Source organism: Paraburkholderia podalyriae (genome assembly GCF_014397785.1).
In the GTDB taxonomy this organism is placed as follows: Bacteria; Pseudomonadota; Gammaproteobacteria; order Burkholderiales; family Burkholderiaceae; genus Paraburkholderia; species Paraburkholderia podalyriae.
Map to the genome: position 1 here is coordinate 1 of NZ_VZQQ01000028.1, position 12,713 is coordinate 12,713.

The window sequence follows — 12,713 nt, forward strand, 5'->3', positions numbered from 1 at the left end:
TCATGACGGTGCGCTTCGACGTGCCTTCGGCGGCGCGGGCCGATGTCGTGAAGGGATTGCGTCAAGAGGTCTTGCCGCCGCTCGCCGACCGGCCCGGCATCACGGGCGTACACCTGTGTCTGGCCGATGAGGCCGTCAGCAAGGTGGAAACTGCCGAGAAGAAGGCGCGTTCGGAAGGCACCGAGGTGCCGACATGGATCGTGATGATCGAAGGATGCCGCGCCGACTATGTCCGCACAGCAGTGGACGCTTTCCTTGCCGGGCTCGCTGCCTTGCCCGGGGCCGCTGCGGTTGCGCCGGACGCCACGCTCTATCAACTGGAGTACACGCGCTGCAAGACGCCGTGGAGCGCTGGCTGAAACGTCGTCTGAATACGGCTGCACGGCGCGTCACGCGACACCGCGCAGCCGGCCCTGAAACTGTCGTCGCGCACTAAGAAACGAAGGAGTAGTTCCATGGCGTCCCCTGTTGCGGGCAAGTCCGTTGCATCGACCGCGCTCAGGCCGGTTCGCATCATTCGACTCAATCCCGCTGACGATGTCGTCATCGCCCTCGATCAGCTTATGTCCGGCACGGTGCTGGATGGGGAAGCGGTGACGGTCTCGGGATTGATCCCGCCCGGCCACAAAGTGGCGACACGCGACGTCGATCAGGGTCAGGCGGTGCACCGTTATGGCCAGATCATCGGCTTTGCGAGTCGGCCGATCCGCGCGGGGCAGCACGTTCATACGCATAATCTTGCGATGGGCGAATTCGCGCGTGACTACGCATTCAGTCAGGGCGTGCGTGCCACTGTCCCGTCAACTGAGCCCGCGACATTTCAGGGCATTGTGCGCAAAGACGGCCGGGTGGCTACGCGCAATTACATTGGCATTCTCACCTCGGTGAATTGCTCGGCCACGGTCGCGCGAGCCATTTCCGACTATTTCCGCCGTGACATTTGTCCCGAAGCGCTGGCCGCGTTTCCGAATGTGGATGGCGTCGTCGCGCTCACCCATGGTTCGGGTTGCGCCATCGACTCCGAAGGCGACGGTCTCGCGATGCTCCAGCGCACGCTTGGCGGCTATGCGTGCCATCCCAACTTCGCGAGCGTGCTGGTTATCGGCCTGGGCTGTGAAACGAACCAGATTTCGCGGCTGCTCGAAACCCAGGGACTCGAAGAACACGACCGCTTGCGAACCTTCACGATTCAGGACACCGGTGGCACGTCCCTGACAATTGCAAAGGGTATCGAACTGGTTCGGCAGATGTTGCCGTACGCGAATGACGTCAAGCGGGAAACGGTTTCGGCAAGTCATCTCACCGTCGGCCTTCAATGCGGTGGGTCGGACGGATATTCGGGCATCACAGCCAATCCCGTGCTGGGTGCAGCCGTCGACCAGCTCGTGCGGCACGGCGGCACTGCGATTCTCTCGGAGACGCCGGAAATTTACGGCGCCGAGCATTTGTTGACCCGCCGCGCGATAACGCCCGAAGTGGGACAGAAGCTGGTCGATCGCATCCGGTGGTGGGAAGCGTACGCGCAGCGGCAAGGGGCGCAGATCAACAACAATCCGTCGGCGGGCAATAAGGCCGGCGGTTTGACGACCGTCCTCGAGAAATCGTTGGGCGGCATCGCAAAGGCAGGCTCGACGAACCTTGTCGAGGTGTACGAGTACGCCCAGCCGGTTAAGGCGCGCGGTCTGGTGTTCATGGACACACCTGGCTACGACCCGGTGTCGGCAACCGGCCAGGTTGCCGGCGGTGCGAACCTGATCTGCTTTACGACGGGACGCGGTTCGGCTTACGGCTGCGCGCCCTCGCCGTCGGTAAAGCTCGCGACAAACACCGCACTCTGGCAACGTCAGTCCGACGACATGGACCTGAACTGCGGAGAAGTGCTGGAAGGGAGCGCAACGATCGAGCAACTTGGCGCAGTGCTGTTCCAGCTGCTGCTCGACGTGGCCTCCGGGAAACGTTCCCGTAGCGAGCAGCACGGTTATGGACAAAACGAATTCGTCCCCTGGCAAATCAGCGCAATCATGTGAGCCGCTGTTGTCCGGCACAAGTAGAGCGTGCACCGCACTGATGCCCGGCAATAACCCATATCAGGTTGGAGATAGAGATGCCATTGAATGACCGATCCACGCTGCCTGACGATCTGGAGCAGGCTGTGCTCGTGGGGCGCGCGTGGTGCCCGGATATCGGCGCGCCGCGTCCTGTTGCCGTTATCAGTGGCGAACTGGTGGATGTGTCGTCGTTCGCGCTTACGACCAGCACGCTGCTTGAGCAGCCAGAAATCGGCCTTCGGCTGAAGGAGGCCGCTGCGAACCTGCCGAGACTTGCGACGCTCGACTCGATTCTTGTCAATTCCGCCTTCGACCGACGCGATCCGTCCACTCCCTGGCTCATCGCGCCATGTGACCTCCAGGCGGTCAAGGCGCGCGGTGTGACGTTCGTCGAAAGCCTTCTGGAGCGGGTGATCGAGGAGCGCTCGGGCGGCGACGCGAGCCGCGCCGACGAAGTGCGCGCGCGTGTCATGTCCGTGCTGGGCGATCGGCTTGCCAGCGTCCGGCCGGGGTCTGAGGAAGCCGAGGCGGTGCGCCACGTGCTTGTTCAGGAAGGAATGTGGTCGCAGTATCTGGAAGTCGGCATCGGTCCGGATGCGGAAATCTTCACGAAAGCGCAACCCATGTCCGCCGTCGGCACCGGCAGCGAAATCGGAATTCATGAAAATTCGCAGTGGAATAACCCGGAGCCTGAAATCGTGCTGGCGGTGACCAGCCGGGCGGAAATCGTCGGCGCCGCGCTCGGGAACGACGTCAACCTTCGGGATTTCGAAGGCCGGAGTGCACTGCTGCTCGGTAAGGCGAAAGATAACAACGCGTCGGCCTCGATTGGCCCATTCGTTCGCCTCTTCGACAGTACATTCGGTCTCGATGATGTACGGGCCGCGGAGCTTTCGCTGCGCGTAGAAGGAACAGATGGATATGTTCTGACAGGGGCGAGTTCCATGAAACGCATCAGCCGGGACCCATCAGAACTCGTTGCGCAAGCGATGGGCTCTCACCATCAATACCCGGACGGCATGATGCTGTATCTCGGGACGCTGTTTGCACCCACCGCGGATCGCGACGTGCCGGGGCAAGGATTCACGCATCAGATCGGCGATACGGTGACGATATCGAGCCCGCGATTCGGTGCGCTCGTCAACACGGTCAACTATTCGCATCGCATTGCGCCCTGGGAGTTTGGGGTCGGCGCACTGCTCGCGAGCATTCTTCGTCGGCATACCGTGAAAGCGGGGGCGTAGTCGCTTCATTGCGCGTGGGTCCGCTGATATCTCACTGAGTATCAGCGGACACGGTTCCGGTCAAACATACGGTCTTATTTGAGAATTTAGTTATGCGAATCGAAGGAAAGATGTTGATAGGCCAGAGGGCTGTTCTGGGCACGAACGGTTCGATCCGTGCGATCCACGCGGCAACAGGGGAGACGATCGAGCCGCCGTTCGGGGGCGCGGCCGATGCGGACCTCGAATGCGCCTGCGCGCTCGCCTGGTCGGCATTCGACACCTACCGGGAGAGTTCGCTCCCGGCCAGAGCGGAGTTTCTTGAGGCGATTGCGCAGAACATCCTTGATCTGGGGGATGGCCTGATCGAGCGCTGTGTCGCGGAGAGCGGGCTGTCGCATGGGAGAGTCGAGAGCGAGCGTGGCCGCACGGTTGGTCAGTTACGGATGTTTGCCTCTGTTGTGCGCCAGGGAGACTTTCTTGGGGTTCGCATCGACCCTGCTGACAGCGAAAGGAAGCCGCTTCCGCGCGTGGATCTGCGCCTGCGCTATGTTCCACTTGGACCTGTGGCGGTATTCGGTGCGAGCAATTTTCCACTGGCGTTTTCGGTAGCCGGCGGAGATACGGCGTCTGCGTTGGCGGCAGGCTGCCCCGTGATCGTCAAGACGCACCCTGCGCACCCGGGAACGTCCGAACTCGCCGCGCTGGCGGTGCAGAAGGCGGTTCGGGATTGCGGCATGCCTGAAGGTACGTTCTCACTTCTCTTCGACAGTGGGCGGGACATTGCACAGCGTCTTGTCGGCGATCGCCGGATCAAGGCAGTCGGCTTCACCGGTTCGCGCGGTGGCGGAACAGCGCTGATGAAGCTCGCAGCGCAGCGCCCAGAGCCGATTCCGGTCTACGCCGAGATGAGCAGTGTCAATCCGGTCCTGCTGTTCCCCGCCGCGCTGGCAAATCGCGCCGAGGCAATCGGCCGGACCTTCGCCGCGTCGCTCACGCTCGGTGCCGGTCAGTTCTGTACCAACCCAGGTCTCATTCTCGCGGTGGACTCGCCCGATCTGGACCGGTTCATCGAAGGCGCCGCCGCCGGACTGGCCGATGCGCCTGCGGCCACGATGCTGACGCCCGACATCCGGAAGGCTTACGAAACGGCCGTTGCCAGGACAGCAGCGCACGATGCAGTACAGGCGGCAGCTAGCGGCATTGAGCCGAAAACGGCACACGAGGCGCAGGCGGCGTTGTTCGTCACCACGGCCGACGCCTTCGTTCGCCACACCGAACTGCACGAGGAGATATTCGGTGCGGCGGCGCTCGTCGTACGTTGCCCGGACCTGGCGGCAATGCTGGCGCTGGTCGAATCGCTTGATGGGCAATTGACCGCCGCCGTGCATATCGACGCTGCCGATCATCCCGGCGTGCGCATGTTTCTGCCGGCGCTGGAACGACGCAGCGGCCGCATTCTGGTGAATGGTTTCGGGACTGGCGTGGAGGTCGGCCACGCGATGGTACATGGCGGCCCCTACCCGTCAACCTCCGACGGCCGCTCCACGTCAGTGGGCAGCCTGGCGATCGACCGGTTTCTGCGTCCGGTGAGTTATCAGGACATGCCTGACGATCTGCTGCCGGATGCGCTCAAGGAGTCGAACCCGCTTGCTCTGAATCGCAGGGTGAACGGATTGATGAGTCTGGGTTAAGCCGGGGATTCGGCCCGGAGGTGCTCGGCGGATAGAGGCTAAGAAGAGATTTTTTACAGAGGAGCATAAATGAAAAAGGTACTAATAACTTCGACTCTTGGGTTGGTTGCCCTCGGCGCGCATGCCCAGAGCAGCGTGACGAGCCATTTCGCGTTCGCCACGCGATCCTCAAGGAAAAGGAGCACCACTACGGCCATGACGACCGAAGGCATCGCTTCGATTGAGGGGTATTGGTCCTTTTCGTGCAAAATCTGGCGCTTTGCTCTGAAAATCCTTGAGTTTTCAATGGCTTGCAGGATCGGGCGTCGCGTAACGAACGCAAAAGCGAAAGCCTTACTGGACGGGGCTCTCCGGCAGACAACCGCCAGATTTTGCACGAAAAGGACAAATACCCCTCAAACAAGGCTTGCGCGAACGCTCGAACAATTGCCGTCGTATCCCGTCAATCGCGTGCACGAATTGTTGCCGCGCGCCCGCTGGAACACCTCTGCATATGGACATCCTCGACTCGCTTCGGCAGGCGCCTAGCGTCGAGCTATATCGCCTCTACCTTGCGATCGGCAAAATGCTTGACGATCCCCGCCGCATTCTCGAAATACGTCAACGCCTGCATCTGGGAATGGCCGTCAACTACATTGGCGAAAACCCGCTCGGGCCGCCGGCACAAGGCACGATCGTTGAACTTCGGCAGACACAGGCGGTGATTCAGGACAGCGCAACTCGACGCCGTTGGGGCGTGCTCTATGCGGCGATCATCCCGGAAACTTCGAGTGCTCAGCCGCACGTCGAACCAACACCGCCGCCGAGAACACAGCGCGAAGAGTTCTTTATCGGCGACACAGGCGGCTTCACCGACAAGCACCTGAGCGAGCGCGTCGGCATCATCGTTCGGCTGAATGCGAAGACCGCCTCGATTGCAGTCAATGACACCGATGGTCACTGGCGTGTTTCCTACGCCTTACTGCGAAAAATCGTCGACATCTAGCTCTAGCCACGGGGAACTACGCCGACGGGTTCCGCTGACGGATACCGGCAACTGAAGGACGAATTGCGCCGTGACATCGCTATCGACCTGTTTTCGACCAGTTCTCTCACGGTCGCGGAAGTCGCTGCACGGACTGGATTTCAGGAGACCAGCGCATTTCACAGGGCCTTCAGGAAGTGGACTGGGGCCAGCCCCGGAATGTACCGCCATGGCAGGGCGCCCCCTTCAAGCTCAGGAGGAGGCGCTCCATGACCGAATTGCTCCAACAGTTGCCCTTGCGGCTCATGCTGCAGATGATGCGATGAGTGCGAGCACCGCTTCATATTCGGCGCTTGCATACTGGCTTGCCCGGATGCCGTTCTAAGCGTCAAGCAGCACGCCGAGCGCGGGCCGGCGGCGAAACCATGCCATTGTCAGCGCATCGGTCACGGAGCTCTGCCGTCACGTGCTTACCGCGGATGCGTACGCGAGAACCGAGGCACACCACGCCTGTTGTCGTGCGTCGTGAGCAATTGTCAGCCATGCCTTCGTCATCGAGGCAATAGGCAATGAAATACATCGCGCTGTTCTACATGTGAATACCGGCCTGCGAAGGCTGGCCGGGGATAGGGCCGTGGCAGCCTGCAATGTGCCGTGCAGCTCCGGCTGACCCAAGACCCCAACCATCGCCAACCGCCACAGGTATTGGGCTGGACCGGTCAGTGGCCGGCCAGCGTCACCGATGTCGTCAGCGCGTTCGTGTCACGCGATGACGCGCCGGCGATCAATTGATACGCTCCGCCGTTCAGTTTCCAGGCGTGCTTCATCACGTCCCAAGTCGACAGCAGTTTTGCGGGCACGGAGACGCTCACCTGGTGCGACTGTCCGGGCTGCAACGTGACTTTCTGCCAGCCCACGAGCCGCTTCGGCGGCTCCCCGAGCCCGGCGGGCAGTGTTGCATAGACCTGGGCCGTTTCCGCGCCGGCGCGCGTGCCGGTGTTCTGGACCGAGAAGGTTACGGTCACGTCACCGGCGCCATCCGTGCTCGCGCTGATGCCCGAGTAGGCAAACGTCGTGTAGGACAGGCCGAAGCCAAATGGGAAGAGCGGCTGGATCTGCTTTGCGTCATACCAGCGATAGCCCATCATCAGCCCCTCGCTATAGTTGACGGTCAGGTTGGTGGCCGAGATCGCCGGTTGGGGCAGATCGGCGTCTTGCTGCGGGAAGGTGATCGGCAGCTTGCCCGAGGGGTTCACGTTACCGAACAGCAGGTCGGCGATTGCTTGGCCGCCTTGCACCCCCGGGTACCATGACTCAAGCACCGCGTTCACGTTGCCGAGCCACGGCATCAGCACCGGACTGCCGTTCTCCAGCACCACGACCACGCGCTTCGCTTTCGCCGCAACCGCAGTGATCAGCGCGTTCTGGTCATAGCTTTGGTTGTACGGATCCACCACGTTGTTGGGCAGGCTCAGGCTCGGCAGATCGAACCCTTCACCTTCCGACTGAGTGGCGAACACGATCGCGACGTCAGCCTGTGCAGCGGCGCTGGCCGCGGCGTTTGCGTCTGTGCCGTCAAAGTAGGTCACGCTTGCGTTCGCTGCCTGTGCCTTAATCGCCGCAAGCGGCGAAGACTTGTACCAGGTTGCACAGCCGCCGAAAATCAGGCTTGCTGGCTGCTGGCACCCAGACACCGCATTGCCGTTGATCGCGGGCGTCCCGCCCGAGCCAGCGCCCGACAGCACACCCGTATCCGCATGTCCACCGATCACCACAATCGACGACAGGCTCGCCCCACTCAGCGGCAGTACCGGCTGCTGCGCGCCGGTCGGCGCGGCGTTCTTCAGCAGCACCGCCGACTGCTGCGCGACCTGCAGCGCGAAGGCATTACCCGCCGCCTGATCGATCGTGCCGCCCGACGTGGGTGGGGAATCAAAGACTCCATACCGGATCATCGTGCGCAGCTTGCGCTGCACCATGTCGTTCAGGCGCGCCATAGGCACGCTGCCCGCCGTGACCGCGGCCTTTAGCGCTGAACTGAAGTACGAGGTGAAAGTAATGCCAGGAAGACCGCCAGCCGCACTGCCGAGGTCGCCGGGTTCTTCCTCGTCCAGCCCGGCCAGCGCGGCGGCCACCGTGCTGTGATTTGCAGCCCAGTCGGACTGCACGACTCCCTTGAAGCCCCATTCGTTCTTTAGCACCGTCGTCAGCAGATACGGGTTCTCGCATGCAAAGATGCCGTTCACCTGGTTAAACGAACACATCACGTTACCCGGCTGCGCCTGCGTCACGCCGATCTCGAAGGCGAGCAACTCGGTCTCGCGCATCGTCCGCTCGTCGACCACCGAGTTGCTCGTGAAGCGGTTCGTCTCCTGATCGTTCATCGCGTAATGCTTGATGGTCGCAATGACTTTCTGCGACTGCGTGCCGGTTGTGCGTGCCGCGCTCATCGTGCCTGCCAGGACCGGATCCTCACCCATGTATTCGAACGTGCGGCCATCGCGCGGTTCGCGCGCCAGGTTGACCCCCCCGCCGAGGCCTTCGCCATAACCCAGTGCGCGCAACTCGGTCGCGATGCGTGCACCATAGGCGTTGGCGAGCTGCGGATCCCAGCTCGCCGCGAGCGCAACGGGCGCCGGCAACGCCGTCGCACCAAAGTTCGCAATGTTCACCCCACCGGCCGAGTCCGCCATCGCGAGTCCAGGAATCCCGAGTCTGGGAACGCCCGGGATGTATCCGGCACCATCCACCCCTGGCGGAAAAGGTCCTCCGAGGCTGAAAACCGGAAAGCCAGTGCCGTGCACCAATTGGACCTTTTCGTCGGTGGTCATCTGGGCGACGAGTGCGGCGGCCCGCTGGTCGGCGACCGTGTCAGGATCAGTTGGCGCGTTGACGCCGTCGCCGCTGCCGCACGCAGCGATCATAAGGGCGACAGCGCACGCGGCTGCCGTTGCGACGCCGGGGAAAAGCAGTCTTTTCTTCATTGTCGTCTCACTCCGGTTTATGTCTAGTTAGGACCTCGAAATAGTTGTCATGCATCCGTCCGGTATTTTTCTCAATCAACGCGACAGTTCACCCGCTGGCTGGCCAGATCATTCCGGTCACGGCAGGATCGATCAAGCGGCTTGCCAGTCTGTCCGACTAATGGCGATCGGCTTGTCAATTATTGCGTCACGGCGTTAGCTTGCTGCTTGAGAGCCATTCGTCGCGCAGTCTGTTTTTCAGTATTTTTCCTACTCCGGATAGCGGCAGTGGCTCGGTGCGGATGTCATATCCGCGTGGCACCTTGTAGCGTGCAATGTGGGCTCTGCAGTGGGCGTCCAGGTCCGCGGGGGTTGCGACGTAGCCGGGTTTGATGACGATAACGGCATGCACTCGCTCACCCCAACGCTCATCTGGCACCCCGATCACTGCGCATTGGCTGACCGCCGGGTGCATACTCAAGACTCTCTCGACTTCGGCGCTATAGATGTTCTCGCCGCCGCTAATGATCATGTCCTTAATGCGATCTGCAACAAAGAGAAACCCTTCGTCGTCCATATACCCCGCGTCACCCGAGCGCAACCAACCATCCTTGATCGTGTCCGACGTTCTCTGCGGGTCCCGCCAGTAGCCCCGCATGACGGCAGGGCCGCGGATCTGGATCTCGCCTACAGTGCCGGTCTCGCAGAGGCAGTCGTGCTCGTCGACGATCCGTATCTCGAAGCTCGACGTCGGTTGTCCGACTGACGTCAATTTCCCCGCTTTCGGACCGCTCGTTGAATGCCACTCCGGCAATAGGCATGTGCATGCGCCGCTGCACTCTGTCATGCCGTAGAACTGTTGAATTCGCACGTTTTGAAAAGCGTTCAGTACCCGATCTACCAACGCCGGCGAAATGGGTGCTGTGCCATAAGAGATGGTTCGGACCCCCCTGAGCAAGCTATCGTCACGCTCCGGTGCGTCAAGCAGCATTGAAAGCATGGTCGGCACGAGTTGAAGGTGCGTTATGCCGTCGGTACGCAGGCGCGAAAAGACCTCGGCTGCACTGAAATGCGACAGGAAACTGTGGGCCCCTGCAGCGAGCGTTACACCAAGACCAATGCCGAAATCAGCAAGGTGGAATAGCGGCGTCGTATGAAGGTAGACCGTCTCAGTATCATGGCGCAGGTCACGCTGCATGTTTGATGCCGCGAATGCCAAATTCGAATGGGTCAGTTCTACGCCTTTGGGAAGGCCTGTTGTGCCACCGGTATAGAAGATGCACGCGAGTTCCTCTAATGCTACTTGGGCGTCGTCAATCGGCGATGCGGCAAGCATGCCGCGGCGATGATCTTCGTCCACGACGATAACGCCCTGGAGTGATTCCACGGCCTCACGGGCGCGCTCAGCCGTCGCCCGAAATGTATCGTCAGCAAGAAGAAACCGAGCTTCGGAATGCTCGAGGATGTAACGCAGTTCGTCATAGGCGAGGCGGGTATTCAGCGGTACCAATACGCCGCCGCCCCACCATACCGCAAGCATCAATTCAAAGTAGAGCGGCGAATTCAGGGCAAGTGTCGCTACGTGGTCGCCGGGTCGCAGTCCCGCAGCGTTAAGTGCAGAAGCGAGTGATGCGATTCGCCTAGGCATTTCGCGCCAGGTCGTTCTTTCCGTACCACTGATAATGGCCCATCCATCCGGCCGTACAGTTGCGGCACGGCGGATTGCGGCAGTGAGCATGAGCGTGCCTCCGTTGTGGTGTCGGTGGGTTGGGCGAGCCTCGCGTCGGCCATTCTTAATCTTGAGGTTGCATTCGCAGCTTGGACCGTCGTGCAATGTGGTGAAAGCAATCGCAGGCACGATCGGGTTCGCCTTGTCCTCGGCTGAGCTGTGTGAAGCTCGCGTGGGCGCACACCGCGATGTGACAAATTAAAGCATGGTCATCGGCGAAAGTGAGCGAGCATTTACATGGCGTTTACCCTGTCATTGCCCCACCATCCGCTGGCCCGGGTGGCGCCCAGACGCGCGCTTCTTCCTGTGGGCTTCAGCCGTAGCTCGCGGGATCCTCGCTTGACCGCGACGTTGGGGTATACTCGATGTGAACCAAAATTTACTTTAGACTGGGGATCGGCTCTAATGTCACAACGGCCGACTTTTTGAGGTTCAAGGATGGGTCACCGAAAGCAGAGCATCGGCACAGGTCAGAACGCGGAGTGGGATAGCCTCACCGGTATGCACTGTCTGCAGGTGCGTTCAGAAGCGCCATGGGGCGCTTCGCCAGGTAGCCACCATTGGCATGAACCCGTGGCCACTGAAACGATGCTCGACTTTGATAGTTGGGGCTGATGAATCGGCTTGTTAGCTTTAGCCTATAACCTTCTAGGGAGTAGAAATGTACGTCTCGAACGCCAAGAGAAAACTTGGTCGGGCGGATTTTTCCTTTCACGATCTCATCAAGCAAGTACAAGAGCTGCGGCCGCTGATTGAAGAGAGCGCGCCGAGCAACGAAGGTCGCGGAATGCTGGCGCCCGCAGTGGTCGATGCCTTCACCGAAATGGGCTTGTTCGGATACTTCGCTCCGAAGGAAGTGCATGGGTGGGAGTTGTCCCCCGTAGAGGCATTAGAGTTGATCGAAACGGTCGCCGAAATAGACGGCCCCACCGCCTGGGTTTTGTTTGCAACCGGGCTGTGCACATCTGCGGCCGGCGCTTTTCTGGGTGATTCCGCCGTGGAGGCGATGTTTGGTAGCGGACTGACCGTCGCGGCCGGGCAAGGCATCCCGAATGGGAAAGCAATTGCTGTCCCCGGGGGTTATCGGCTCACAGGTAAATGGAGTTACGGCAGCGGTATCAAGCATGCCCATTATGTGCACGCTGGTGCGATCGTCTATGAAGAAGGGCGTCCGCGAACGGTGCGCAACGGAACGACAGAGACGCTGATTCTCAACGTGCCAAGGGAAAAGGTAAATTTTCACGATAACTGGGATGTTATAGGGCTGCGAGCGACCGGCAGCATTGACTACTCAATAGACGATGTCTTCGTGCCTGAAGATTTCTGCTATACGGCACGGGTGACTGAACCCCTGCGCGGCGGGTGGACGTACCGGACTGGACCCATTGGCATCGGCACTGTCGGGCACACGGCATTTGCTCTCGGGCAGGCCAAGCGCATTCTTGGCGAAACCGCCGCTTTAGCACGTGCAAAGGCTGCAATCCCGAATTCGATTGCCAACTCGTCGAGCTTCCTCGAAGGATACGCATGGATGGAGGCGAGGGTCAAAGCGGCGCGCGCGCTGGCGTTCGAAACCTGGGCAAGCGTCGAAAAGTCTCTTCGCCAGGGCGAGCCCTTCACAACCCGGCATGTGACGCTGATCAGGCTCGCGTTGAATCATGCAACGTGGACGGCTGTGGAAGCATGCGATTTCGCCTTCAAGGCGGCGGGCGGTGTTTCTCTGAGAAATGGAATCATCCAGCGGATCTACAGGGACATGCACGCCGGTTCGCAACACATCACCTCGTCGCCCGTGATGCTCAGCGAGTGCGGCAAGGAATTGGCTGGATTGGCACCGGGCAAGCAATGGAGTTCCTTGGGGCTGGTCGATGCCGTTGCCGAATAACATTCACCGAAACGTGGATCGAGAGGCAACCCGCTGGACCCGCAACCGGTCCGGAACGCTTAACGCGAGCCGCCATTGTCGGTGCGGTCCTTTTGCAGGGGCCTTTGCCACGGGGCTCGGATGGCGATGGCTTTGAATTCGTAGCTTAGCGGTGACCAGGCCATTTACATCGGATCTTGCAAACCACCTTTTGAAACGCAGTGCTGC

Annotated in this window: 7 protein-coding genes and 2 pseudogenes; 7 read left to right on the top strand and 2 right to left on the bottom strand. The window is 60.9% G+C overall.

Going from position 1 to position 12,713, the window contains the following annotated elements; all coding sequences use genetic code 11:
* The 6 genes and pseudogenes from F6X42_RS26740 to F6X42_RS26765 form a co-directional block, all read left to right on the top strand.
* A pseudogene (locus F6X42_RS26740) lies at positions 1 to 359 on the top strand (hypothetical protein); the annotation flags it as partial.
* Positions 360 to 455: 96 nt separating this feature from the next.
* Positions 456 to 2,027 carry a D-arabinonate dehydratase gene (locus tag F6X42_RS26745; protein WP_187637081.1) on the top strand — a complete coding sequence of 524 codons (1,572 nt, stop codon included), beginning with the start codon at positions 456 to 458 and terminating at the stop codon, positions 2,025 to 2,027.
* Between the two features lie 77 nt (positions 2,028 to 2,104).
* On the top strand, positions 2,105 to 3,292 hold the full coding sequence (locus tag F6X42_RS26750) for a fumarylacetoacetate hydrolase family protein (RefSeq protein WP_187637082.1): 1,188 nt from the start codon (positions 2,105 to 2,107) through the stop codon (positions 3,290 to 3,292).
* 92 nt (positions 3,293 to 3,384) lie between these two features.
* Positions 3,385 to 4,965, top strand: coding sequence for an aldehyde dehydrogenase (NADP(+)) (locus F6X42_RS26755; RefSeq protein WP_187637083.1), 1,581 nt, complete (start codon positions 3,385 to 3,387; stop codon positions 4,963 to 4,965).
* Positions 4,966 to 5,458: 493 nt separating this feature from the next.
* The gene (locus F6X42_RS26760; protein ID WP_187637084.1) at positions 5,459 to 5,950 is read left to right on the top strand and encodes a hypothetical protein; all 492 of its coding nucleotides are present in this window, start codon (positions 5,459 to 5,461) and stop codon (positions 5,948 to 5,950) included.
* A gap of 42 nt (positions 5,951 to 5,992) precedes the next feature.
* A pseudogene (locus F6X42_RS26765) lies at positions 5,993 to 6,202 on the top strand (helix-turn-helix domain-containing protein); the annotation flags it as partial.
* Between the two features lie 446 nt (positions 6,203 to 6,648).
* On the opposite strand, the gene F6X42_RS26770 reads toward F6X42_RS26765, so the two are convergent.
* Both F6X42_RS26770 and F6X42_RS26775 read right to left on the bottom strand, forming a co-directional pair.
* Complete coding sequence (locus F6X42_RS26770; RefSeq protein ID WP_187637085.1) at positions 6,649 to 8,913, bottom strand: beta-glucosidase family protein; 2,265 nt, start codon at positions 8,911 to 8,913, stop codon at positions 6,649 to 6,651.
* Positions 8,914 to 9,100: 187 nt separating this feature from the next.
* The gene (locus F6X42_RS26775) at positions 9,101 to 10,630 is read right to left on the bottom strand and encodes a class I adenylate-forming enzyme family protein (RefSeq protein WP_187637086.1); all 1,530 of its coding nucleotides are present in this window, start codon (positions 10,628 to 10,630) and stop codon (positions 9,101 to 9,103) included.
* 652 nt (positions 10,631 to 11,282) lie between these two features.
* On the opposite strand from F6X42_RS26775, the gene F6X42_RS26780 reads away from it, so the two are divergent.
* Positions 11,283 to 12,506 carry an acyl-CoA dehydrogenase family protein gene (locus tag F6X42_RS26780; RefSeq protein WP_187637087.1) on the top strand — a complete coding sequence of 408 codons (1,224 nt, stop codon included), beginning with the start codon at positions 11,283 to 11,285 and terminating at the stop codon, positions 12,504 to 12,506.
* Positions 12,507 to 12,713 lie beyond the last annotated feature (207 nt).

Bases quoted from the DNA above. Each gene is read 5' to 3' on its own strand.
- F6X42_RS26745 (WP_187637081.1), top strand. From the start codon at position 456: ATGGCGTCCCCTGTTGCGGGCAAGTCCGTTGCATCGACCGCGCTCAGG.
- F6X42_RS26750 (WP_187637082.1), top strand. From the start codon at position 2,105: ATGCCATTGAATGACCGATCCACGCTGCCTGACGATCTGGAGCAGGCT.
- F6X42_RS26755 (WP_187637083.1), top strand. From the start codon at position 3,385: ATGCGAATCGAAGGAAAGATGTTGATAGGCCAGAGGGCTGTTCTGGGC.
- F6X42_RS26760 (WP_187637084.1), top strand. From the start codon at position 5,459: ATGGACATCCTCGACTCGCTTCGGCAGGCGCCTAGCGTCGAGCTATAT.
- F6X42_RS26770 (WP_187637085.1), bottom strand. From the start codon at position 8,913: ATGAAGAAAAGACTGCTTTTCCCCGGCGTCGCAACGGCAGCCGCGTGC.
- F6X42_RS26775 (WP_187637086.1), bottom strand. From the start codon at position 10,630: ATGCTCACTGCCGCAATCCGCCGTGCCGCAACTGTACGGCCGGATGGA.
- F6X42_RS26780 (WP_187637087.1), top strand. From the start codon at position 11,283: ATGTACGTCTCGAACGCCAAGAGAAAACTTGGTCGGGCGGATTTTTCC.